Source organism: Massilia phyllosphaerae (genome assembly GCF_034659755.1).
Lineage (GTDB): Bacteria > Pseudomonadota > Gammaproteobacteria > Burkholderiales > Burkholderiaceae_D > Telluria > Telluria phyllosphaerae.
In genome coordinates, this window is record NZ_JAXSQX010000004.1 from 602,047 (window position 1) to 623,886 (window position 21,840).

The 21,840-nt window shown below is 65.2% G+C and carries 22 protein-coding genes; 12 read left to right on the top strand and 10 right to left on the bottom strand.

What is annotated here, in order from left to right; translation table 11 throughout:
- Window positions 1-59: 59 nt before the first annotated feature.
- A complete protein-coding gene (locus U1H99_RS18515) occupies window positions 60-575 on the bottom strand; it encodes a MarR family winged helix-turn-helix transcriptional regulator (protein WP_323143180.1) in 516 nt (171 codons plus the stop codon).
- Between the two features lie 135 nt (window positions 576-710).
- Between U1H99_RS18515 and U1H99_RS18520 the strand changes: the two genes are divergently transcribed.
- The 4 genes from U1H99_RS18520 (at window position 711) to U1H99_RS18535 (ending at window position 4,087) form a co-directional block, all read left to right on the top strand.
- Entirely contained in the window at window positions 711-1,106 is a 396-nt protein-coding gene (locus U1H99_RS18520; RefSeq protein ID WP_323143276.1) for a carboxymuconolactone decarboxylase family protein, read from the top strand.
- Window positions 1,107-1,341: 235 nt separating this feature from the next.
- Window positions 1,342-2,460 (top strand): hypothetical protein, encoded by a 1,119-nt coding sequence (locus U1H99_RS18525; RefSeq protein WP_323143181.1) that lies wholly within the window; start codon window positions 1,342-1,344, stop codon window positions 2,458-2,460.
- 86 nt (window positions 2,461-2,546) lie between these two features.
- Complete coding sequence (locus tag U1H99_RS18530) at window positions 2,547-3,104, top strand: cysteine hydrolase family protein (RefSeq protein ID WP_323143182.1); 558 nt, start codon at window positions 2,547-2,549, stop codon at window positions 3,102-3,104.
- The gene (locus U1H99_RS18535) at window positions 3,101-4,087 is read left to right on the top strand and encodes a GlxA family transcriptional regulator (protein ID WP_323143183.1); all 987 of its coding nucleotides are present in this window, start codon (window positions 3,101-3,103) and stop codon (window positions 4,085-4,087) included. Before U1H99_RS18530 ends, U1H99_RS18535 begins: the two co-directional genes overlap by 4 nt.
- A 145-nt stretch (window positions 4,088-4,232) precedes the next feature.
- Here the strand turns inward: U1H99_RS18535 and U1H99_RS18540 are convergent, their stop codons facing one another.
- Window positions 4,233-4,979 (bottom strand): SDR family oxidoreductase, encoded by a 747-nt coding sequence (locus U1H99_RS18540; RefSeq protein WP_323143184.1) that lies wholly within the window; start codon window positions 4,977-4,979, stop codon window positions 4,233-4,235.
- A 104-nt stretch (window positions 4,980-5,083) separates the two neighbouring features.
- On the opposite strand from U1H99_RS18540, the gene U1H99_RS18545 reads away from it, so the two are divergent.
- Complete coding sequence (locus U1H99_RS18545) at window positions 5,084-5,965, top strand: LysR family transcriptional regulator (protein ID WP_323143185.1); 882 nt, start codon at window positions 5,084-5,086, stop codon at window positions 5,963-5,965.
- An 18-nt stretch (window positions 5,966-5,983) separates the two neighbouring features.
- Here U1H99_RS18545 and U1H99_RS18550 read toward each other — a convergent pair whose 3' ends face one another.
- The 4 genes from U1H99_RS18550 to argC all read right to left on the bottom strand — a co-directional run bounded on the left by U1H99_RS18550 (window position 5,984) and on the right by argC (window position 9,608).
- Complete coding sequence (locus U1H99_RS18550; protein ID WP_323143186.1) at window positions 5,984-7,381, bottom strand: family 8 glycosyl hydrolase; 1,398 nt, start codon at window positions 7,379-7,381, stop codon at window positions 5,984-5,986.
- Between the two features lie 210 nt (window positions 7,382-7,591).
- A complete protein-coding gene (gene erpA, locus U1H99_RS18555) occupies window positions 7,592-7,972 on the bottom strand; it encodes an iron-sulfur cluster insertion protein ErpA (protein ID WP_141838777.1) in 381 nt (126 codons plus the stop codon).
- Window positions 7,973-8,026: 54 nt separating this feature from the next.
- Entirely contained in the window at window positions 8,027-8,443 is a 417-nt protein-coding gene (locus U1H99_RS18560) for a bactofilin family protein (protein ID WP_141838778.1), read from the bottom strand.
- A gap of 127 nt (window positions 8,444-8,570) precedes the next feature.
- Window positions 8,571-9,608 carry an N-acetyl-gamma-glutamyl-phosphate reductase gene (gene argC / locus U1H99_RS18565; RefSeq protein WP_323143187.1) on the bottom strand — a complete coding sequence of 346 codons (1,038 nt, stop codon included), beginning with the start codon at window positions 9,606-9,608 and terminating at the stop codon, window positions 8,571-8,573.
- A gap of 157 nt (window positions 9,609-9,765) precedes the next feature.
- Between argC and U1H99_RS18570 the strand changes: the two genes are divergently transcribed.
- Window positions 9,766-10,767, top strand: a complete 1,002-nt coding sequence (locus tag U1H99_RS18570) for an SDR family oxidoreductase (RefSeq protein WP_323143188.1) — start codon at window positions 9,766-9,768, stop codon at window positions 10,765-10,767.
- Window positions 10,768-10,906: 139 nt separating this feature from the next.
- Here the strand turns inward: U1H99_RS18570 and rpsI are convergent, their stop codons facing one another.
- Both rpsI and rplM read right to left on the bottom strand, forming a co-directional pair.
- Complete coding sequence (gene rpsI, locus U1H99_RS18575; protein WP_323143189.1) at window positions 10,907-11,299, bottom strand: 30S ribosomal protein S9; 393 nt, start codon at window positions 11,297-11,299, stop codon at window positions 10,907-10,909.
- Window positions 11,300-11,308: 9 nt separating this feature from the next.
- The gene (gene rplM / locus U1H99_RS18580; RefSeq protein ID WP_141838788.1) at window positions 11,309-11,737 is read right to left on the bottom strand and encodes a 50S ribosomal protein L13; all 429 of its coding nucleotides are present in this window, start codon (window positions 11,735-11,737) and stop codon (window positions 11,309-11,311) included.
- Between the two features lie 278 nt (window positions 11,738-12,015).
- Here rplM and U1H99_RS18585 point away from each other — a divergent pair, with 278 nt between their 5' ends.
- From U1H99_RS18585 to U1H99_RS18600, 4 genes are all read left to right on the top strand, one after another.
- Window positions 12,016-13,461 carry an alpha/beta fold hydrolase gene (locus tag U1H99_RS18585; RefSeq protein WP_323143190.1) on the top strand — a complete coding sequence of 482 codons (1,446 nt, stop codon included), beginning with the start codon at window positions 12,016-12,018 and terminating at the stop codon, window positions 13,459-13,461.
- Between the two features lie 14 nt (window positions 13,462-13,475).
- Window positions 13,476-14,210 carry an ABC transporter ATP-binding protein gene (locus tag U1H99_RS18590; RefSeq protein ID WP_323143191.1) on the top strand — a complete coding sequence of 245 codons (735 nt, stop codon included), beginning with the start codon at window positions 13,476-13,478 and terminating at the stop codon, window positions 14,208-14,210.
- Window positions 14,207-15,391: an ABC transporter permease gene (locus U1H99_RS18595; RefSeq protein ID WP_323143192.1), complete on the top strand. Its 1,185-nt coding sequence runs from the start codon at window positions 14,207-14,209 to the stop codon at window positions 15,389-15,391. The genes U1H99_RS18590 and U1H99_RS18595 overlap by 4 nt, the downstream gene beginning before the upstream one ends.
- A gap of 67 nt (window positions 15,392-15,458) precedes the next feature.
- Window positions 15,459-15,881, top strand: coding sequence for an OsmC family protein (locus U1H99_RS18600; protein ID WP_323143193.1), 423 nt, complete (start codon window positions 15,459-15,461; stop codon window positions 15,879-15,881).
- Window positions 15,882-15,974: 93 nt separating this feature from the next.
- Here the strand turns inward: U1H99_RS18600 and coq7 are convergent, their stop codons facing one another.
- Together coq7 and U1H99_RS18610 are read right to left on the bottom strand one after the other, a co-directional pair.
- Window positions 15,975-16,622: a 2-polyprenyl-3-methyl-6-methoxy-1,4-benzoquinone monooxygenase gene (gene coq7 / locus U1H99_RS18605; protein WP_323143194.1), complete on the bottom strand. Its 648-nt coding sequence runs from the start codon at window positions 16,620-16,622 to the stop codon at window positions 15,975-15,977.
- A gap of 32 nt (window positions 16,623-16,654) precedes the next feature.
- Entirely contained in the window at window positions 16,655-17,101 is a 447-nt protein-coding gene (locus U1H99_RS18610; protein WP_323143195.1) for a hypothetical protein, read from the bottom strand.
- A 244-nt stretch (window positions 17,102-17,345) separates the two neighbouring features.
- Here U1H99_RS18610 and U1H99_RS18615 point away from each other — a divergent pair, with 244 nt between their 5' ends.
- Together U1H99_RS18615 and U1H99_RS18620 are read left to right on the top strand one after the other, a co-directional pair.
- Window positions 17,346-18,239, top strand: a complete 894-nt coding sequence (locus tag U1H99_RS18615) for an ABC transporter ATP-binding protein (RefSeq protein ID WP_323143196.1) — start codon at window positions 17,346-17,348, stop codon at window positions 18,237-18,239.
- Window positions 18,240-18,243: 4 nt separating this feature from the next.
- Window positions 18,244-21,822: an ABC transporter permease/M1 family aminopeptidase gene (locus tag U1H99_RS18620; protein ID WP_323143197.1), complete on the top strand. Its 3,579-nt coding sequence runs from the start codon at window positions 18,244-18,246 to the stop codon at window positions 21,820-21,822.
- Window positions 21,823-21,840: the final 18 nt, after the last annotated feature.

Below are 21,840 nucleotides of genomic sequence, written 5' to 3' on the forward strand. Positions count from 1 at the left end.
ACGGCTTGTTGTCGGCTTAGCGCGTAGAGTCGTCCAGCCACAAAAGCTGCCAAGCGCCATTATCGCGGCGCGTCTGGAAGCGCATTGGTATCAGGCGTTGTATCGTCAAAATTTCTAGCCACCTCGGCCAGCCACCGACGAACGGCAATTTCGTCAGCGGGGCTGACATTTTTCAGTAACGCCGTTTCAGCTTGCTGTGCTGCCAGTTTGCAACGGGCCAGCAATTGCAATCCTGACTCGGTAATGTCAATCGTCAGTACGCGTCCATGTTGCGCATGCGGCCGCCGTGAAATCAAGCCGGTGCGCTCCAGATTTCCGACGATTACGCTCATCGTCTGTGGGGTGAGCAACGACAATCTGGCTAGCTCAGCGCTTGAAGTACCCGGGTAGGCAGCAAGCATCGTCAGTACCGAAAACTGAGGGAGGGTGACGCCCATATCGTGCAATGCACGTTCCATCCTGATTCTATGAACGCCGTGCGCCTGCCTCAACAAGTACCCGATATGCCCGGCCTCTCCCCTTTTGCCCTCGCCGATTTCTGGAATGTCCAGGTGATGTGTTTCAGACTTGCGCATGATGTTAGAGTTCGAATATTATTGTTCGAGTTCTTATATTAACTCTCTGGAGTGTCTGTGGCATCTCAATTTTTTCAACGAAGTGACTGGCATGCGTTTGAACAGGCGGCACCAGGTGTCATTTCTGCGCTGGCGATGCTGGGCAAGGCCATCGACGAGTCGGGGCTGGACAAGCAGCTGACAGAGCTACTAAAACTGCGCGCATCCCAAATAAATGGATGTGCGTTTTGCTTGCAATACCATTTGAATCTCGCACGCAAGCATGGTTTGTCACCGGCCAAGATCGATCTGGTCGCCACTTGGCGCGACTGCCGGATCTTCTCGGAACGTGAGCGCGCTGCCTTGGCGTGGACGGAAGCTCTGACGTTGATGGCCCAGCATCACATCGCAGACAGTGCATATGAACAACTGCAAGCCGTGTTTTCAAAGTCCGAAATTGCATTCCTGACGGCAGCGATTGGCGCCATCAATGCCTGGAATCGTATCGCAGGCGCTTTACAATTCGATCCTCCCGTTCACCAAGCGTCGTAAAAGCATGGCTGGTCGTGACCGCTGGCTGTGACTGCGCAAGCGAATGTGACTGTCTGCTTCTGGTCGGTTGCGATTCCCACGACGCCATGTGATTTTTGTGATCCGGTAAGCTGCCATGCTGAACTAAACGGCCGCGAGCTGGTGAAACAAACCGCGCGCCCGCAACCTGCCGATTGCGGTTCAATCAGTCTCCTGCCACTCGTGGCACCCGTTGACTGGTTCGGTGGAGGGCGCGATGGCCGGATGGATCGAGCAACTGGCGGGCGCACTGGTGATCGTTTGCGCCCTCCTCGACATTTTTCTCACCGTCCTGTACGCAAAGATCGGCGCGCACGGCGCCAGCCGTGCCGGCGCCGGCATCATCAGCCTGCGGGTCGCGCGCGCGGTCTGGTGGCTATTCCGGCACCTCTCAAGCCGCCTGCCGTTCAAGCGCGACGCCGTCTGGTCGTTTTGCGGGGCGGTGACCGTGGTCTGCCTGGTGCTGGTGTGGTCGACGCTGCTGGCGGTCGGCGCCGCGCTGATGCTGCACCCGGCCCTCGGCGAAGGCGTGCGCTCGAGCAGCAGCCCTCACGTCCACGACTTTCTCTCGGCCCTGTACGTCGGCGGCTCCAGCCTGTCGATCGCCTCCAGCAGCGACTTTTACCCGCAGACGGGCTTCTATCGCCTGCTGTACCTCGTCAACGCGCTGATCGGCACGGCCAGTATCTCGGTAACGATCACCTATGTTATGCAGATCTACAATGCGGTACAGCAGCGCAATGCCCTCGGCTTGAGCATCTGCATGATCACCAAGGGCACTGCCGACCCTGCAGTGCTGCTGGCCGGCCTGGGCCCGCAGGGCCGGTTCGACAGCGGCTACACCATCGTGGCCAACCTCGCGGCGCAGCTGGCGGCCATCAAGGAAGCGCACCACCTGTATCCCCTGCTGTTCTTTTACCGGCCCTACCACCCGGCCAGTTCGATCCCGCAGATCGCATTCATCGCACTCGACACGGTCACGCTGCTGCGCAGCGCGCTCGACGACGGCCAATACCGCTGGCTCAAGGAATCGGCGGCGGTGGAAAACCTCGGCGGCATGGCCCTGCTCCTGGCCAGGACCCTGGAAGGTACCTTCCTGACCGGCGACGCAACGGACACCCGGGACGCGCCGGCGCAGGCGGGCCAGCACGATGCCTGGCGCGCGAGCTACCGGGCCGCGCTGCGCCAGCTGGAACAGGCAGGCATCGGCCTGCGTGCCGACCAGGACGCCGGCGCGCAAGAGTACGCACGGATGCGCCAGGCGTGGCATCCGTACGTTGAGCGCCTGGCACGCTACATGGATTACGACATGGCGGTGATCGATGTCCGGAAATGATCGAAACCGGTCTGCCGGTGAGCGGCGCGCAATATGCCACAGACAGAAAATAGGGCTCTATACTTCACCAGAGAAGGAAAGCGCCCATGAAAACGTGTCTGATTGTGATCGATGTCCAGGAATCGTTCCGCCACCGCCCTTATTTCACGGAAGACGGCTTTGAACTCTATCTGCAGGCCCAGAATGCCTTGATTGCCGGCTGCGACGAGCGCGGCATCCCCATTGTCCGGGTGCTGCACAGCGACGGCCCGGCGCAGGCCGATAATCCGTTCGCGCTCGAGTCCGGCCATGTGGTGCCGCTGCGCGGCTTGCGCGCATTCACCCCGGCCGCCAGCTTCCTGAAGCGCCGCCACAGCGCGTTGGTGGGGACGGGACTCGAGGTCTGGCTCACCGAACAGGGCATCCGGCGCCTGATCGTCAGCGGCATCCGTACCGAGCAGTGCTGCGAAACGACGACGCGCCATGCGTCCGACCTGGGCTGGCACATCGATTTCGTCACCGATGCCACCCATACCTTCGACATGCGCCAGCCGGATGGCAGCCCCTTGCGCGTGGCCGACATCAAGTCGCGCACGGCCGCGGTCTTGAGCGGGCGTTTCGCCACCTTGTGCTCGGTGCAACAAGCCCTGGCGCGCGCGGCATGATCGACGTATTGTTCCTGCTGTTGCCGGACAGCCTGATCCTGGATTGGGCGGGTCCGGCCGAAGCCCTGCGCACGGCCAATGGACTGATGCGCAAGCAGGGCAAGGCCGCGCCCTTCGCGCTGCGCTTTGCGTCGCCGCGTCCGGAATCGACCACCTCGGTCGGCGTGCAGCTGGCGGGACTGGAAGCACTGCCGGTAGCGCTTGGGCCGCATGCCAGCTGGGTGGTGCTGGTGGGGCAGACCGGCGCGCGCATCGGCATCGACGCGCCCGACACGCGCGCCCTGCTCGACTGGCTGCGCCCGCTGCAACTGGCGCAGGGCCGGCTGGAACTGGTCACGATTTGCGCCGGCGCCGTCCTGGCCGCCCATGCCGGCTTGCTGGCGGGACGGCGCGCCACCACCCATCACCACCACCTCGATGAATTGCAAAGCGTGGCGCCGGCCTGTGACGTGGTGCGCAACCGGGTCTTCGTGGAAGACGGCCCGGTCTACAGCAGCGCAGGCGTCACCACCGGCATCGACCTGGTCCTGCACCGCATCGGCGCCGTGTGCGGTCCGGCGCTGGCGGCCCAGGTGGCGCAGACGATGGTGGTGGCACTGCGGCGCGGTCCGCACGACCCCGAGCTGTCGCCGTTTCTCAGCTATCGCCACCATATGCACCCGGCACTGCACCGGGTGCAGGACGCAGTCGGCCAGTCGCCCGCGGCCGACTGGTCGGTGTCCGCCATGGCGGCGGTCGCGCACACCTCGCCACGCCACCTGACGCGTTTGTTCATGGACTATGCGCAGATCGCGCCGCTGCAGTACCTGCGCCGTATCCGCCTGGCGGTGGCGCAGACGGCGCTGGCGTCGGGCGACAGCGTGACGCAGGCGGCAGCAGCGGCCGGATTCAGTTCGGATACCCAGCTGCGCCGCGCATGGCACCATTTTGCATTGCCTGGTACACCCGCTCGCCCCGGGGACGCGGCCGCGGCCGGTCGATGATCCGGGATACGCATCAGGCCGTATTTAATTGCGAAATTGCGGTCGCGACGGCCATCGTGGAACTGGATCGCATCCTGCGCTGACCATTCCCATCAGGGTGCGGCGGGCCTTGCCGGTAGCGGAAGCGCCGTATCCGGGATCGTGATCAGCTGTACTTGGCCAGCATGCGCAATGCCTCGTCGAATTGGCCGTTGGCCTCGGCCTCGCGGAAATAGCGGACGCCTTCCACGCACACTTCGGTGGGCGTCTGCGCCGCATGTAGCAATGCCATGACTTCGTCGGCGAAGGCGTCGAGCGGCATGCTGTTCGGGTCGTTCGACTGTCCTGGCGACAGTTCGGTCTGCACCTGGGGCGGCACGATTTCGATCACTTCCACCTTGCCCTCGAGCAGTGGGCGAATCGCAGCCGTGTACGCATGCAGCGCCGCCTTGGTCGCGCTGTAGGTGGGCGCGGCCGGATAAGGTACGAAGGCAAGACCGGACGAGACATTGATGATGGCCGCCTCCGCCTGCGTGGCGAGGTGGTCGATGAAGGCATTCATCATCCGAATTGGGCCAAGGATATTGGTATCGATCATGCCTTCGGCATCGGACAGGTCGCGATGCGCGCCGATCTTCTCCGCACTGTAAATGCCCGCATTGTTCACCAGAACATTGATCCGAGGATGCTCTTGCGTCACCTGGCGGGCGAAGGACGCGACAGCGTCCGGCGCCGTGACGTCGAGCACATAGGCATGCATCCGCGCGCGGCCGGCGATCGCCTGGTCCAATGCCTGGCGGCGGCGCCCGGTGACGATGACGTGGTTGCCCGCATCGTGCCAGCGCTGTGCCAGCGCCTGGCCGATGCCCGAGCCGCCGCCCGTGACGAGAATGGTATTGCCGGTCTGCTTCATGTTGCGTTCTCCTTCGCTCCGATCGATGCGGACGATCCTACTGTATCCAAAATGAATTGCACAGCTGCTAAGATCGAGCCATCGTGTCTCAATAATGAAACGGGATGGACCTTACCGCAGTCAATGATTTCAACCTGGTCGCCAGACATGGCGGCTTCGGCGCCGCCAGCCGCGCCACAGCCATCTCCAAGGCGACCTTGTCACGACGCATCCGCGAACTGGAAAACAGTCTCGGCATCCGCCTGATCGAGCGCGGCGCGCGGCCGCTGCGTCTGACCGAAGCCGGCGCAGCGCTCCACGCGCGTACCGAGGCGCCGGTCGGGGCCATCGCCGACGCCCTGAAGGACATCGAAGCCGGACTGCGCCGGCCGAGCGGCCGCCTGCGCGTCAGTGCGCCGCTGCTGTTCGCCAACCTGTCGCTGGGTCCGTTGGCGGCCGCCTTCCTGCGGGCTTATCCGGACGTCATGCTCGAAGTCAGCACCGACGACGGCTTCGTCGACTTGCGCGACAGCGATATCGATATCGTCATCCGCGCCAATCCACGCCCGGACGACGACCTGGTCGGCCGCTGCTTCCTGCGCAATCCGCTGGTACTGGTGGCACCGCCCGGCTTACGGCGTCCGGACGACGACGAGTCCGCCTTTCCCGCCGTGATGCGGACCGGCATGGCCGACGAGGATGCCTGGACCGTCATCGATGCACACGACGGCGCGATCCGCCGCTACCATCCGCGTGCGGTGCTGCGGCTCTCGTCTCCCCTGTCGATCCGCGATGCCATCGTGGCCGGCGCCGGCGCGGCGATGGTGCCGCATGCAATCGTTGCCGACGATATCGCGGCGGGGCGCCTGGTCCAATGGGGCGCGTCGACCCGGCCGCCGGTCGAAGTATGGGTGCTGCATGCGTCGCGCCGCCTGGCTACCCGTAAAGTGAACGCCTTTGTCGATTTCGTCTGCGATTTTTTCGCGCACCGGGACGCGGCGCGCTGACGCATCGGCCTCGAGCGCTCAAGGCTGCGGCCGGTCGATGATCCGGAATTCCCCGCCCAGGTGCATCATGCTCATCAAGTACAGCATGCCGTCGAAATAGCGCTGCTCGCCGGCCGGCACCGGCGTGTCCCACAGCGCTTTCAGGAAGGCGTCGGGCACCTGGCCCGGCGTCGCCGCCAGGCCGCCGACCGCGGCCGCCGCCAGCATGCCGGTCGAATGCCGGGTCGACATCGGCTTGCCGTCCAGCGTGTAGCGGTCGGCGAAGCGGTCGATGCCCTGCCCGGCCAGGAAGGTTTGCACGCGGTCGCTGAGCACCGTCTGTCTCGCATCCTTGCCCCACCAGCTGTAATCGACCGACCAGTTGCTGATGGTGCGCCAGCTGTCGTAGCTGAAGGCGCCGGGCGTGCCGTCCCACATCGGCAGCGGCGTGCCGTCGAAGTCGGCGCGGTCCGGCCCCAGTCCGGTCTGCGCGTGCGCGGTCTTGACGAAATAGTCGCGGCTCACGGCGGCTGCGCGCGCCCAGAATGCGCGTTCCTGAGGCGGCGCCCAGCGTGCCCACAGCTCGTAGAAGGCCGGCAGGTGGTAGGACGGGTCGCTGCCCGGGATGCTGGTCTCGGGCACGAAGCGCACCATCGCATGGCTTTCGTCGACCATCGGACCGACCGTCACCTGGCGCGGCGCGTGGTGCGGACGGTGCGGCGGCCACGGCTTGCCCTCTTTCGCCGCCTGCGCCTGCTCGTAACGGTTGTTGGGGCTGGGCCAGGGCAGGTCGGGCTCGACGAAGGGCGGATCCTGCGGATGGATGCGGAACGGCGTGGTGGCGCTGACCAGCGGGTGATGGCGCATGCCGCGCAGGATGGCGTCGGCTTCCTTCTGGTAGTTGTAGATGCCCTTGCCGTTGCCCCAGCGTTTCGCCGCGAAATACAGGGCCATCACATAATATTCCTCGCCGTCGGGCGCGGCGCCGACCGCGCGCGCGCTGCCGTCGGTACCCATCGACCAGGCGAAATAGCCGAGCGAGGGATTGGCCGGATCGGTGGTCTGCATATACGTCTTGGACCAGTTCCACAGCGCGTCGAACTCGCGTTTTTTGCCCAACTGGACCGCGCTCATCATGCCGTAGCTCATGCCTTCGGAGCGGGCGTCGTTGTTGGCCCAGTCGGTGACGTAGGCCAGCGGGCCGTCGGCGTTGGCGCCGGTCTCGAAATAGATGCGCTGCTCCTGGCCGTCGCCATGGAACAGCTGCTGGAAGGCGCTTTCGATCTTGCGGTGGGTGTCCTGCGGGCTGACACCGAGGCGCTCGGCCAGCAGGTTGCGGTAGCGGCGGGTACGGTAGGCGCCGCTGCCGTCGTCCAGCTTGGCGGCCTGGGCGGTGGCCACCGCAGGTGCCGCAGTAACCGCGGGCGCAGCGAACATGGTGATTGCGGTAACACCGAAGATCAGAAGAGACTTGGCAGGCATGTGCGTTTTCAGGTAAAGGGCGTACATGCCAGTCTAACCTTGACGCATTTCATTGTCATTCAATAATTGTTTGCGCAAACACCCAACAGCCTGGCGATGAAAACAAAAAAGCCGCACCGGACAATGCCGGGGCGGCCTTTTTAAGGCAGCAAGTGCTAGACGGTCTTACATCGAGAACGAGGAACCGCAACCGCAGGTCGAGGTGGCGTTCGGGTTCTTGATGACGAACTGGGCGCCTTCGAGGTCGTCCTTGTAGTCGATCTCGGCGCCGACCAGGTACTGGTAGCTCATCGAGTCGATCAACAGGGTGACGCCGTTCTTTTCCATCGCGGTGTCGTCTTCGTTCGTGATTTCATCGAAGGTGAAGCCGTACTGGAAACCCGAGCAGCCGCCGCCCTGCACGAACACGCGCAGTTTCAGGTCGGGATTGCCTTCTTCTTCGATCAGTTGGGCGACCTTTTGCGCTGCGCTGTCCGAGAAGTTGATGGGAGCCGGGGGGGCGTCTTGCGGCTCTTGCGAGCGGTGCAATTCGGCGATTGCGGTCATGGATAAGCTCCTGATGAATTTCGGAATTCGTCCATTATAGACCCTTGTCGCCGGTCATGCTGAAGCCCCTGCTTCGGCCGCGCCAAAATGAAACACCGGTTCGGCACCGCCGGCTAGCGGTGCCGGCTGATGGGTCAGCTTGCCCGTGACGAGGGCACCGCCGTGCATTTCGAGCAGGCGGTAATGGACATCCCCATGTATGCGGCCTTTCGGCTGTAATTCAAGAAGTTCCGTTGAATAAACAGTCCCGGCGATATAACCATTCACCACCAGGCTGGCACAGCGCACCTCGCCTTCGATGCGTGCATGCTCGGACACGATCAGCACGCTCTCGGCGCCCTCGCTGGCAATCACGTTGCCGTGCACCTCGCCGTCGATGCGCAGGCCGCCGGTGAAGATCAGGTCCCCTTCGATGCGTGCGGAAATACCGATCAGGCTATCGATTTCGCTCTTGGCGTTACGACCGAACATGGCAGACCCCTGGCAAAGTGAGCAACACGAAAAATGACTGAGTGCAACATCGTCAATTTACCGTGCCCACCGCCCGAGGCCTTGATCTGCGTCTGCTCGACAATTCCGAGCAGACACCGGCAAGTTCTTACGGCAGCAGCGCGATCTGCTTCAGGCCGGTGCTTTCCGGCAGGCCGAACATCAGGTTCATGCACTGCACGGCCTGGCCGGACGCGCCCTTGACCAGGTTGTCCTGCACCACCAGCACCACCACGGTGTTGCCGTTGTCCGGACGGTGCAGCGCGATGCGCAGCATGTTCGAGCCGCGCGTCGAGCGGGTTTCCGGATGCGAGCCGAACGGCATCACGTCGACGAATTCCGCATCGCGGTACTGGTCTTCGAACAGCGCCTGCAGGGCTTCGTTGCTGATGTCCTGGGTCAGGCGCGCGTACAGTGTCGCGTGCATGCCGCGGATCATCGGTACCAGGTGCGGCGTGAAGATCAGGCCGACCTTGTCGCCGGTAAAGCGCTGCAGCTGGGCCGAGGTTTCCGGGGTGTGGCGGTGGCCGTGCACGCCGTAGGCCTTGAAGTTGTCGCTGGATTCCGAGAACAGCGTGCCGATCTCGGCCTTGCGGCCGGCGCCGGACACGCCCGACTTGCAGTCGGCGATCAGGTTGCCGGCGTCGACGATGCCGGCCTTCAGCAGCGGGTAGTAGCCCAGCTGCATCGTGGTCGGGTAGCAGCCCGGGTTGGCGATCAGGCGCGCATTCTTGATCTCATCGCGGTTCAGCTCGGCCAGGCCATAGGCGGCCTCTTCCAGCAGTTCCGGGGCGGTGTGCGGGATCTTGTACCACTTTTCGAACGTGGCCTGGTCCTTCAGGCGGAAGTCGGCGGCCAGGTCGATCACCTTGACGCCGGCGGCCAGCAGTTCCGGCGCCTGCGCCATGGCGACGCCGTGCGGGGTGGCGAAGAACACCACGTCGCACTGCTTCAGGTCGGCCTTGTCCGGGCTCGAGAAGGCGATGTCGACATGGCCGCGCAGCGACGGAAACATGTCGGCGACCGGCAGGCCGTCTTCCTTGCGCGACGTGATGGCGGTCAGCTGCGCTTCCGGATGGGCCGCGAGCAGCCGCAGCAGTTCCACGCCGGTGTAGCCGGTGCCGCCAACGATGCCAACTTTGATCATGTTCTTTCCTTCCCGAGTAATAAGTAAGCGCTATCCATCGCGTATTGGGCGCAATTTTAACAGCCTGACAGGCACAGTGCGCCAGCCTCGCGCTGCGACGGACGCGGCAATGCTAGGATTTCTGCTGCGATGCACAAACGATTTTCCTGGAGACCCAATGAAACCGATAGCTGAACAAGTGGTTGTGATTACCGGCGCGTCCAGCGGGATCGGCCGCGCCAGCGCCCTCGCCTTCGGCGCACGCGGGGCCAGCGTGGTGCTGGCGGCGCGCAACCGCCAGGCGCTCGAGCATGTCGCCGCGCAGATCGAGGCCAGCGGCGGCCAGGCGCAGGTGATCGTGACCGACGTCGCCGTCTGGCCCCAGGTCGAGCACCTGGCCGCCGAAGCGGTGCGCCGCTTCGGCCGTATCGACACCTGGCTCAACAATGCGGCGGTGAACGAACATGCCTCGGTGGTCGACATGACGATCGAGGAACTGGAACGCATCATCCAGGTCAACCTGATGGGCCAGATCTATGGCGTGAAGGCGGCGCTCGGTCCGATGCGGCGCCAGCGCAGCGGCACCATCATCAACATGGGTTCGGCGGCATCCGATCGGGCGGTACCGCTGCATTCGGCCTACGTGGCGTCCAAGCACGGCATCGCCGGCTTCACCGACAGCATCCGGCTCGACCTGGCGCACGAAAAGATGCCGATCACCGTCACCCTGATCCAGCCCGGCTTCCTCGACACGCCCTTCTTCCACAATGCACGCGCCAAGCTCGGCGGACACCAGTCGCGGCCGATTCCGCCGATCTATGCGCCGGAAGTGGTGGCCGACACCATCCTGTTCGCCGCGACCCACCCGCGCCGCAACCTGGTCGTCGGTGGCCAGGCGGCGCTGGCGATCTTCCTCGACAAGCTCAGCCCCGGCCTGGTCGACCGGCTGATGCTGGCCCGCGGCGCCGGTTTCCGGCTGCAGACCGAAAACAAGCCGGACGACCGCTACGACAACCTGTTCGAACCAACCCGCGGCATCGGCGCGGTGCGCGGCACCTGGGGGAAGGAAGCCATCGAATCGAGTTTCTATACGCGCCACATCGAGTACTACCCGAACCGTAAACGCATGCTGTGGGCCGCGCTCGGAATCGGGCTGGCGGCGCTGGCGCGGCGCCGCTAGATAAAACCAATTCGGGGTCAGAGCAGAATAAGTGCTCTGACCCCGAATTTGGGCAACAAAAAAGCCGTCGGCTTTGGGGCGGACGGCTTTTCGGGGGAAGCAGCACAGAAGTGCTGCGATTCCGCGAGGTGAAGCTGAATTAACGCTTCGAGAACTGCTTTGCGCGACGTGCTTTGCGCAGACCAACTTTCTTACGCTCGACTTCACGGGCGTCACGGGTGACGAAACCGGCACGTGCCAGGTCAGGCTTCAGGCCTGCATCGTAGTCGATCAGTGCACGGGTGATGCCGTGGCGCACTGCACCTGCCTGGCCGGACTCGCCGCCGCCATGCACGTTGACTTTGATGTCGAAACGCTCGACGTTGCCGGTCAGTTCCAGCGGCTGACGGATGACCATCAGGCCGGTTTCGCGCGAGAAGTACTCGGCGGCCGGTTTGCCGTTGACGATGATCTGGCCGGTGCCGGCCTTGATGAACACGCGAGCGACTGCACTCTTGCGACGGCCGGTGCCGTAGTTGTAGTTACCGATCATGTCAGTTCCTTAGATGTCGAGTGCTTGCGGTTGCTGGGCAGCGTGCGGGTGAGTGGCTTCCGCGTACACTTTCAGCTTCTTGATCATTGCGTAGCCCAGCGGGCCCTTCGGCAGCATGCCTTTGACGGCTTTTTCCAAGGCGCGGCCCGGGAAACGCTGTTGCATTTTCAGGAAGTTGGTTTCGTAGATACCGCCCGGGTAGCCCGAGTGACGGTAGTAGGTCTTCTGGGTGGCTTTGGTGCCGGTCACGCGCAGCTTGCCTGCGTTGACGACGACGATGAAGTCACCGGTATCGACGTGCGGAGTAAATTCAGGCTTGTGTTTGCCGCGCAGTCGGAGTGCCACTTCGCTGGCAACACGTCCGAGGACTTTGTCCGTCGCGTCAATCACGTACCAATCGCGCTGGACTTCATGGCCCTTAGCGGAAAAAGTTTTCATGTTGACTTCCTATATCTAGGTATTGAATGCTCAAATGGTGGTTCCGCGCGTCAGTAGCGGCGGACTCGGCCTTATTGTCTTTTCCTGAGCAAATGGAAAGCCTGCGATCATAGCCGATTCCGCACACCTCAGTCAAGCCAGCCTTCGTCTTGCGTTAGGTTTAGTTTTACGTTGCAAAGACAGGCATAGTAGGACGTTTCTTAATGCATACGCGCAACTTTTCATTGACCATGAAAAGAATGCCACTTTAGTATGACCCCACCTGACAAGGAGGTGTCTTGAAACCCAGCCTGAATTTCGGCACGCTGTTCGGCACGCTGCTGCTGGCCGCCATCCTGCCCAGCGCCGCCCAGGCGCAGCATGCTTCCACCAGGGCGCAGACGCACGGCTGCCACCTGCCCGGCGTCGAAGACGCGCTGCGCTGCCTGAAGCTGCCCGTCCCGCTCGACCCGGCCCGCCCCGGCCAGACCATCGGGCTGCACGTGACGATCGCCCCGGCGCTGCGCGAAGGCGCCCGCCCCGATCCGCTGTTCGTGCTGGCCGGCGGCCCCGGCGAAGCCGGCAGCGAAGTAGTGCCGATCCTGAACACCGCCATGCGCCGCGTGCGCCCGACGCGCGACATCGTCTTCATCGACCAGCGCGGCACCGGCCTGTCCGGCAAGCTCGAATGCGAGCCCGGCCTGGACGAGGACAGCAGCCTGAGCGACGACCAGGTCGACGCCGCCCTGGTCCGCTGCATCCAGGCCAGCAAGGCGCCGTTCGCCGCCTACACCACCGCCAATGCCGCGCGCGACATCGAACAGGTACGGCGCGCGCTCGGCTACGGCAAGATCAACCTGTGGGGCGGCTCCTACGGCACGCGCCTGGGCCAGGCCTATGCGCGCGCCTATCCGGGCAACGTGCGGACCCTGATCCTGGACGCCGTCGCCGCGCCCGACCAGGTGATCCCGGCCGGTGGCCGCGACAGCCAGGCCGCGCTCGACAAGCTGTTCGGCCAGTGCGATGCCGACCCGGCCTGCCGCAAGGCCTATCCCGGCCTGCGCGCCGAGTTCGACGGCCTGGTCGCCAAGGTCGGCAAGGGCCTGACGATCTCGCTGCCCGATCCGCGCACCGCGCGCCAGGTCGACGTCAAGATGACGGGCGCACGCCTGCTCGGCACCGTGCACGGCATGCTGTACTCGCCGGCCGACGCGCGCCGCCTGCCCTTCCTGGTGCACAGCGCGGCCCAGGGCCGCTGGCAGCCCTTCGTGGCGCGCCGCAATCTGGGCGCCGACTCCACCCCGGAAGGCTCGTCCGCCACCCTGCTCTACCTGGCGGTGATCTGCGCCGAAGACATGCCGCGCTTCACGCCGGCACTGGTCGCCAGCGACGATGCCCCACTCACGCGCGACTTCGCGCGCCGCCTGCCCGGCCTGTGCCGCGCCATGAACGTGCCGGCCGTGGCCCTGCCGGCGCCGACCACGATCGAGGCGCCGGTGCTGCTGCTGTCCGGCGCACTCGACCCGGTCACGGCGCCGCATCGCGCCGCCAGCGCGGCACGCACCATGACCCATGCCCAGCTCCTGAGCGCGCCCAACGTCGGCCACGGCGTGTCGCAACTGGGCTGCGCGCCGCGCCTGCTGCGCGCCTTCCTCGACCATCCGGAGCGGAAAGTCGACGGCAGCTGCCTGGACGAGATTCCCGCCCCCACCTTCCAACTCGGCAGCGCCGGCCCCCAACCCTGATCGAGACCCGGAACATGATCGAAGCACACGAAGTCCGCAAACAATTCGGCCCGGTCCAGGCGCTCGGCGGCGTCAGTTTCACGGCCCGCGACGGCCACATCACGGCCCTGCTCGGCCCCAACGGCGCCGGCAAGACCACCCTGCTGCGCACCCTGGTCGGCATGCTGAAACGCGACCACGGCACCATCGCCGTCGACGGCGTCGACCCGGAACGCGATCCGTTCAAGGTGCGCAGCAACATCGGCTTCCTGACCGACCAGTTCGGCCTGTACGAGCGCCTGTCGACGCGCGAGTACCTGACCTATTTCGGTGAACTGAACGGCATGAAGAAGGCCGACCTGCGGCGGCGCATCGACGAGGTGTCCGGAATGCTGGCGATGGACGACATCCTGGAACGCCGCAGCAAGGGCTTTTCCCAGGGCCAGCGCATCAAGGTGGCGCTGGCGCGCGCGCTGCTACACCGCCCGCGCCACCTGCTGCTGGACGAGCCGACGCGCGGCCTCGACGTGATGAGCACGCGCGCGGTACGCCATGCGCTGGCGAGCCTGCGCGCGGAGGGCTGCTGCGTGGTGATGGCGACCCACGTGATGCAGGAAGTCAGCCACCTGTGCGACGACGTGATCGTGATCGCCAAGGGCCATACCGTGGCCCAGGGCTCGCCCGAGCAGCTGTGCCAGCGCACCGGCATCGCCAACCTGGAAGACGCCTTCGTCAGCCTGGTCGGCACCGATGAGGGGATCGTGGCATGAGGTCGAAACTGCTGGTCGTCTTCCTGAAGGAAGTGCGCGAAACGCTGCGCGACAAGCGCGTGCTCGGCCTGCTCGTCATGTTCACACTGATGTACCCGATCATGTTCGGCTACATCCTGAACCAGAACATCGAGCGCGCCACCCGCGCCGAGCGCGAAGGCATCGAACTGGCCGTGATCGGCGGGGGCCAGGCGCCGACCCTGATGTCGCAGCTGCGCCAGAAGAACATCACGGTGCGCGATATCCCGGACGCCGGCGAAGAGGCGATCGGCGAGATGCTGCGCGCGAAAAAAGTGGTGGCGGTGCTGCGCCTGCCGCCCAAATTCAGCGACAACTACCAGGCCATGCGCCCGGCCCGCATCGAGCTGTGGTTCGATTCGGCGACCGAGCAGGACCGGCGCCGGCGCGACGTCGAGGACGTGCTGCGCGCCTACAACGCCAACATCGCCAGCGCGCGCCTGCTGGCCCACGGCGTGTCGCCGGTCACGCTGGGGCCGATCGACCTGCAGCGCTACGACACCGGCACCAATGCCGCGCGCTCGGCCGGCTTCATCGGCAGCCTGATGGGCTTCCTGTTCTTCCCAGCCTTTTTCTGCGGCATGGCGGCCGCGGTCGACAGCACCGCCGGCGAGCGCGAACGCCGTTCGCTCGAGGTGCTGATGGCCCAGCCGGTGCGCACCTGGGAGCTGGTGGGCGGCAAGTGGCTGGCCGCGGCTTCGCTGGCCATCGTCGGCATCACGTTTGAATTGATCGTGGCGCACATCGGCCTGTCCTGGCTGCCGCTGGAAGAGATCGGGATGAGCTGGCGCCTGGGCTGGGGCGACCTGGCCAAGCTGTGCCTGGCCTCGGTCCCGCTGCCGCTGTTCGCCGCGGCGGCCCAGATCGCGGTGGCAATGAACGCGCGCTCGTTCAAGGAGGCGCAGAGTACGGTGTCCATCCTCACCTTCGTGCCGATGCTGCCGGGCCTGGTCGTGTCGATGATGGACCTGAAGACGGCGACCTGGATGTACGCGGTGCCGATGCTGTCGAACCAGACCCTGATGCGCGAGATCTCGAAAGGCGGCGAACTCGGCCCGCTGCCCTACGTGCTGACCTTCGCCTGCTCGGCGGTCGCGGCGCTGGCGCTGTTCGCCTTTGCCAGCTGGCGCATGAAGAGCGAGCGCTACGTGCTGGCCGTCTGAACGCCTTGCGATATCAGCTTACACATATCGGCTTACAATACAGCCTCACAAAAAAGCGGAGAACGCAATGGAAGTCAAAGTCAGCTGGAACGGCCCTTCCGGGATGAGTTTCCGGGCCGAGACCGGCTCGGGCCACCTGGTCAGCATGGACGGCGCACCCGAAGGCGGTGGCCACAACCTGGCACCGCGTCCGATGGAAATGGTGTTGCTCGGCACCGGCGGCTGCACCGCCTACGACGTGGTCCTGATCCTGAAGCGCGGCCGCGAAGACGTGCGCGGCTGCGACGTGACGCTCAAGGCCGAGCGCGCCGACGTCGACCCGAAAGTGTTCACCAAGGTGCACTTCCACTTCAGGGTCACCGGCCGCAACCTGAAGCCGGCGGCGGTGGAGCGCGCGGTGAACCTGTCGCACGACAAGTACTGCTCGGCGTCGATCATGCTGGCCAAGACGGCCGAGATCACGCACTCGTTCGAAATTATCGAAGGCTGATTTCGTAGGGTGGCCTCCCCGAGCCCACGCGCAAGCCAGCACGTCGCCAGCGTTCGCGTGGGCACGGGGTGCCCACCCTACCGGTCCCACCCATCAAATATAGTAGGCAGTGGTGGTCATGACCTTGGCCATCGCCCGCATCGCCATTTTCACCGGCAGCGGCATCTCGGCCGCCCCCATCGCCTGCGCCTTGCCGCCGTGCTCGATCTCGTCGTCGCGCATCTGGGTGACGATGGCGCGCGACTTGGCATCCTGCGGCGGCAGTTCGTCGAGGTGGCTGTTCAGGTGCGCCTCGACCTGGCGCTCGGTCTCGACCACGAAACCGAGGCTGACCGCGTCGCCCATGCGCGCCGCCACCGAACCGAGGGCGTAGGCGCCGGCATACCACAGCGGATTCAGGAGGCTCGGCTGCGAGCCCAGCTCCGCCAGGCGCTCGGCGGTCCAGGCCAGGTGGTCTTCTTCCTCGCGGCCCGATTCCGCCATCTGGGCGCGCATCGCCGGGGTCGAGGCGTGCTTGCCCTGGGCGTCGTAGAGCGCCTGGGCGCACACTTCGCCGACGTGGTTGACGCGCATCAGGCCGGCGCTGTGGCGCGCCTCCTGGTTGTTGAGTTCGCAGTCGCTGGCCAGCGTGCCCGGATTCGCACGCGCCGCCTTGGCCACGCCGCCCACCACGCGCAGGGCCTTGTCGAAGCCGACGATCAAGTTATCGAAGGGGTTGATGGCTCGTGTAAGGTTGTCCATAGCTTGCAATGTGAGTACGCCTGAAAGCGCCATTATATGCCTTCGCCGGGCGCGTCCTCGCCACGCTGGGCCTTGTGCGCCTGCAGCCAGTCGTGCAGCGGCCCCGCCACCTCGAGTTGCGAGATGTTCTTGGCCACGCCCAGGTTCAGTTCGAGCAGGAAGGGAATCGAATCGACCGGCACTTCCGGGCAGGTCTCGGCGAACAGCGCCATGAAGCGCGCCGAGCGCAGCGTCGGCAGCACGTTCTCGCCGCTCATGAACTGCAGCACGCTGGTGATCGTGTGGCCGCCGCCGAGGCTGTGGTAGATGAAGCGGTTCCAGTCGCGGTCGACCGCCTTGAAGTCGATCGATTCGCGCGTCATCAGCCCGGCCAGGTAATGCAAGCCGGCGGCGACGCGGAACCAGTCGGTCGCTTCGAGCCGGGTACGGCCCTGGCGCGTGATCGCCAGGATTTTTTCCTCGGGAATGGGGATGTCCATGGCCCCATTATGCCCATGGGCGAGATATACACGCAAATGTTGACAAAGTAGACATTCGCTTTTGTCGAGCGTATGCTCGGGCGTCGGGCCATTGCGCTCTGACCCCGATTTTTTGCACTCTGGGCGAATGAAAACGCCGTGTATCGCAACGGCACTCCGGTCGGCGTTCGTTTTTAATACAATGCAACAATCGTGAAAATACGCACATTTTCACATGCTCAAATCGATCGTGCCGGGAGTGTTCATGAAATTAAGCATCCGCAACCTGTCCAAGACCTACGCCAATGGCGTGGTGGCCCTGGACCGGGTGTCGCTGAGCATCCCGCCGGGGATGTTCGGGCTGCTGGGGCCGAACGGCGCCGGCAAGTCGACCCTGATGCGGATCCTGGCGACGCTGCAGGAATGCGACAGCGGCTCGGTCTTCCTCGAAGACATCGACCTGCTCGACGAAAAAGACGAGGTGCGCCGCCTGCTCGGCTACCTGCCGCAGGATTTCGGGGTCTACCCGAAAGTGAGCGCTTATGAATTGCTCGACCATTTCGCGCAATTGAAAGGCCTGTCGCAGCGCGGGCCGCGGCGCGAAGTCGTCGATGGCCTACTCCAGCAGACCAACCTGTTCGAGGTGCGCCACCAGAAGCTCGGCACCTTTTCGGGCGGCATGCGCCAGCGCTTCGGCATCGCCCAGGCGCTGCTGGGCGACCCGCAGCTGATCATCGTCGACGAACCCACCGCCGGCCTCGACCCGCAGGAACGGGTGCGCTTCCACAACCTGCTGTCCGACATCGGCGACGACAAGACCGTGATCCTGTCGACCCACATCGTGTCCGACGTGGCCGACCTGTGCGCCAGCATGGCGATCATCAACAAGGGCCACGTGCTGCTGTGTGGCGAACCGGCGCGCCTGATCGAAGGCATCGAAGGCCGGATCTGGGCGCGCTTCGTCACCAAGCAGGACCTGCCCGACTTCCAGAAGCGCCACACCGTGATCTCGACGCGCCTGCTGACCGGCCGTCCGCTGGTCCACGTGTATGCCGAGCGCTACCCGGGCGACGATTTCGAGCCGATCCACCCGACCCTCGAGGACGTGTACTTCGCCACCATCGCCGGCCGCCACAACGCCCTGCCGGGCAACTGCTGACCCCATGCGTGCCCTGTTCGCCATTGCCGCCTTCGAAGCGCGCCAGCGCCTCAAGCTGCTCTCCACCTGGGTCTATTTCCTGGTCTTCCTGGCGCTGGCGATGCTGTGGATGGGCGCGGCCGGCGGCGCCTTCCGCGACGCCAGCATCTCGTTCGGCGGCCGGGTCCTGATCAACGCCCCGCGCCAGATCGCGATCTGCGCCTCCGTCCTCGGCTGCCTTGGCGTGGTGGTGGCGGCGGCCCTGATGGGGCGCTCGGTGCAGCAGGACTTCGAGCACGAGATGCACCACTTCTTCTTCAGCGCGCCGATCCCCAAGCACGCCTACGTGTTCGGACGCTTCCTCGGTGCACTGGCGACGCTGGCCGTGATCTTCTCGGCGATCCTGCTCGGCCACCTGCTGGGCAGCCTGCTGCCGGGGATCGATCCGGCCCGGGTCGGGCCGTTCTCATTCGCGGGCTACCTGCGTCCCTACCTGTTTACGCTGCTGCCCAACCTGTTCATCTTCGGCGCCATCTTCTTCATGCTGGCGGCGCTGACGCGGCGCATGCTGCCGGTGTACGTGGCCAGCGTGGTCATGATGATCGGCTACATCGTCGCGCCTTCGCTGGCGCGCGACCTCGACTACAAGACGCTGGCGGCCCTGATCGACCCGTTCGGCACCACCGCCCTGCTGCGCCTGACCGAGTACTGGAGCGTGGCCGAGCGCAACGCCGCCCAGATCCCGCTGGAGGGCGTGTTCCTGGTCAACCGCCTGGTGTGGTCGCTGTTCGCGCTGGCGGTGCTGGTGCTGGGCTACTGGCGCTTCTCCTTCGTTTCCACGCCGTCCGGACGGCGCCAGCCGCGCCCCGAAGGCGATCGTGCCGCACCGGCTCACGCCATCGCCGACATCCGCCTGCGTCCCGACTTCGCCGCGCGCAGCCTGGGCCTGCTGCTGGCCAGGAGCAGCTGGCTGAATTTTCGCGAAGCGGTCAAGAACGTGTACTTCGCCGTGATCGCGCTGGCCGGCGTACTGGTGCTGGTGGCGAGTTCCTTCGGCCTGGGCGCCATCTACGGCACCAGGACCTATCCGGTCACCTACATGCTGCTGGAGCTGATCCGCGACGTGTTCGCGCTGTTCGTGCTGGTGGTCACCGCCCTGTATGCGGGCGAGATGGTATGGCGCGAACGCGAGGCGCGCATGGGCCAGATGATCGATGCGCTGCCGGTGCCGAGCTGGCTGCCGCTGGCGGCCAAGACCATCGCCCTGGTGGGCCTGCAGGCGCTGCTGCTGGGGGTGGCGATGCTGTGCGGGATGGCGATCCAGCTGGCCCACGGCTACCTGGCGCTGGAACCCGGCCTGTACCTGCACACCCTGTTCGGCATCCTGCTGCCGCAATACGCGCTGCTGGCGGTGCTGGCGATCGCGCTGCAGGCCATCATCAACCAGCGCTACATGGCGTATTTCGCGCTGGTGCTGTACTACGTCGCCACCCTCACCCTGTCCGGCTTCGGATTCGGGCATCCGATGCTGCTGTACGCAAACCTGCCGGACATCACCTATTCGGCGATGAACGGCTTCGGCAACGCGCTGCCACTGCGGCGCGCACTGCTGGCCTACTGGGGCGGCGCGGCGCTGATGCTGGCGACACTGGCACTGGTGCTGTGGCCGCGCGGCGTCAGCGACAGTGTCAAGGAGCGCCTGCACCTGGCGCGGCGCCGCCTGCGGCTGCCGGTGCTGGCGGCGTTCGGCATCGGCGCCCTGCTGTTCGGCGGCAGCGGCGCCCTGCTGTGGTACAACCTCGAACACCTGGGCGCCTACAAGACCGCCTGGCGCCAGGATGCGCTGCGCGCCGAGTACGAGCAGCGCTACAAGAAGAGCCTGGCCGCGCTGGCGCAGCCGCGCATCGCCGCGGTGCAGCTGCAGGTCGACATCGTGCCCGAGACCCGCACTCTGAAAATCCATGGCTTCTACCAGCTGGACAACCGCAGCGGCCAGCCGATCCGCGACATCGTCGTGACGATGCAGCCGGGCCCGAAGCTGCAGCCACGCCTGTCGCAGCCGGCACGGCTGGTAGCCGCCGATCCGGAGCACGGCGTCTGGCGCTACGTGCTGGACGCGCCGCTGCCGCCGGGCGCGCGCATGGGATTCGATTTCGAGATGGAAGACGCCCCCGGCGGCATCCTCGGCCTGGGCCGCGACACCGCGGTGGTCGGCAACGGCACCTATTTTTCGAACGCCATCCTGCCCCACATCGGCTACCAACCCTTCATGGAGTTGCAGGACGACCGCGACCGCCGCCGCCACGGCCTGGGTCCGCGCGCGCGCATGGCGGCGCGCGAAGACGGCGCCGCGCGCGTCAACAACTACCTCGGCAACGACGCCGACTGGATCGGCTTCGACGCCGTGGTCAGCACCAGCCCGGACCAGACCGTGGTGGCACCGGGAACGCTCGAGCAGGAGTGGATGGCCAAGGGCCGCCGCTACTTCCATTTCCGCATGGACAAGCCGATCCTGAACGTCTACACCTTCCAGTCGGCGCGCTACGAAGTGCGCCACGACCGCTGGCAGGACACGACCATCGACGTCTATTACCATCCGGGCCATGACTTCAACGTCGACCGCATGATCCGCGGCGCCAAGGCGGCGCTGGCCTATGGCGCCAGGCATTTCAGCCCCTACCAGCAGCGCGAGCTGCGCATCGCCGAATTCCCGCGCTACGCTTCCTTCGCCCAGGCCGCGCCGGGCACCATCCCATTCTCGGAAAGCGCCGGCTTCATCGCGAAGGTCGACCCGGATTCGCGCAAGGACATCGACTATCCGTATTACGTCAGCGCGCACGAGGTCGGGCACCAGTGGTGGGGCCACCAGATCGTCGGCGCCGACGCGCGCGGCTCCACCGTGCTGTCGGAAAGCCTGGCCGAGTACACCGCGCTGATGACGATGAAGAACACGGTCGGCGCCGGCAGGATGCGGCGCTTCTTGCGCTACGACCTGGACGAATACCTGATGGGACGCGCCACCGAGAACAAGAAGGAACTGCCGCTGGCGCAGAACGAAAACCAGGGTTACATCCACTACCGCAAGGGCAGCCTGGCGATGTACCTGCTGCAGGACCTGCTCGGCGAGGACATGGTCAATGGCGTGCTGCACGGGCTGGTGGCGGATTTCGCCTTCCGGGCGGCGCCCTACCCGACGGTGTCGACGCTGGTCGAGCGCCTGCGCGCCGTCACCCCGCCCGACAAGGCTTACCTGATCGACGACCTGTTCGAATCGATCGTCCTGTATGAGAATCGCGCCGACAGCGCCACGGCGCGGCGCCTGCCGGACGGCCGCTATGCGGTCACGATCCACGCCACTGCGGGCAAGGTGCGCGCCGGCGAACTGGGCGAGGAAAAGCCGGCCGCGCTGGCCGATTACATCGAATTCGGCGTCGACGACGGTGACGGCAACCCGCTGGCGCGCGAACGGCGCCGGGTGACGGCGACGTCGCAAACCATAACTTTGACCGTGACAGGAAGGCCGGCGCGGGCCGGCATTGACCCCGACAATAAATTGATTGATAGAAAGCCCACAGACAACATGTTACCTGTCGACATGCTCTAGAGTTCCAGATATTATTCA

What these genes read in the sequence shown, in the direction of transcription:
- U1H99_RS18590 (WP_323143191.1), top strand. Translation starts at nt 13,476, where the DNA reads ATGATCGAAGCACACGAAGTCCGCAAACAATTCGGCCCGGTCCAGGCG.
- U1H99_RS18595 (WP_323143192.1), top strand. Translation starts at nt 14,207, where the DNA reads ATGAGGTCGAAACTGCTGGTCGTCTTCCTGAAGGAAGTGCGCGAAACG.
- U1H99_RS18600 (WP_323143193.1), top strand. Translation starts at nt 15,459, where the DNA reads ATGGAAGTCAAAGTCAGCTGGAACGGCCCTTCCGGGATGAGTTTCCGG.
- U1H99_RS18610 (WP_323143195.1), bottom strand. Translation starts at nt 17,101, where the DNA reads ATGGACATCCCCATTCCCGAGGAAAAAATCCTGGCGATCACGCGCCAG.
- U1H99_RS18540 (WP_323143184.1), bottom strand. Translation starts at nt 4,979, where the DNA reads ATGAAGCAGACCGGCAATACCATTCTCGTCACGGGCGGCGGCTCGGGC.
- U1H99_RS18615 (WP_323143196.1), top strand. Translation starts at nt 17,346, where the DNA reads ATGAAATTAAGCATCCGCAACCTGTCCAAGACCTACGCCAATGGCGTG.
- U1H99_RS18620 (WP_323143197.1), top strand. Translation starts at nt 18,244, where the DNA reads ATGCGTGCCCTGTTCGCCATTGCCGCCTTCGAAGCGCGCCAGCGCCTC.
- rpsI (WP_323143189.1), bottom strand. Translation starts at nt 11,299, where the DNA reads ATGATCGGTAACTACAACTACGGCACCGGCCGTCGCAAGAGTGCAGTC.
- U1H99_RS18515 (WP_323143180.1), bottom strand. Translation starts at nt 575, where the DNA reads ATGCGCAAGTCTGAAACACATCACCTGGACATTCCAGAAATCGGCGAG.
- U1H99_RS18520 (WP_323143276.1), top strand. Translation starts at nt 711, where the DNA reads ATGCTGGGCAAGGCCATCGACGAGTCGGGGCTGGACAAGCAGCTGACA.
- rplM (WP_141838788.1), bottom strand. Translation starts at nt 11,737, where the DNA reads ATGAAAACTTTTTCCGCTAAGGGCCATGAAGTCCAGCGCGATTGGTAC.
- U1H99_RS18545 (WP_323143185.1), top strand. Translation starts at nt 5,084, where the DNA reads ATGGACCTTACCGCAGTCAATGATTTCAACCTGGTCGCCAGACATGGC.
- coq7 (WP_323143194.1), bottom strand. Translation starts at nt 16,622, where the DNA reads ATGGACAACCTTACACGAGCCATCAACCCCTTCGATAACTTGATCGTC.
- erpA (WP_141838777.1), bottom strand. Translation starts at nt 7,972, where the DNA reads ATGACCGCAATCGCCGAATTGCACCGCTCGCAAGAGCCGCAAGACGCC.
- U1H99_RS18530 (WP_323143182.1), top strand. Translation starts at nt 2,547, where the DNA reads ATGAAAACGTGTCTGATTGTGATCGATGTCCAGGAATCGTTCCGCCAC.
- U1H99_RS18560 (WP_141838778.1), bottom strand. Translation starts at nt 8,443, where the DNA reads ATGTTCGGTCGTAACGCCAAGAGCGAAATCGATAGCCTGATCGGTATT.
- argC (WP_323143187.1), bottom strand. Translation starts at nt 9,608, where the DNA reads ATGATCAAAGTTGGCATCGTTGGCGGCACCGGCTACACCGGCGTGGAA.
- U1H99_RS18535 (WP_323143183.1), top strand. Translation starts at nt 3,101, where the DNA reads ATGATCGACGTATTGTTCCTGCTGTTGCCGGACAGCCTGATCCTGGAT.
- U1H99_RS18570 (WP_323143188.1), top strand. Translation starts at nt 9,766, where the DNA reads ATGAAACCGATAGCTGAACAAGTGGTTGTGATTACCGGCGCGTCCAGC.
- U1H99_RS18550 (WP_323143186.1), bottom strand. Translation starts at nt 7,381, where the DNA reads ATGTTCGCTGCGCCCGCGGTTACTGCGGCACCTGCGGTGGCCACCGCC.
- U1H99_RS18525 (WP_323143181.1), top strand. Translation starts at nt 1,342, where the DNA reads ATGGCCGGATGGATCGAGCAACTGGCGGGCGCACTGGTGATCGTTTGC.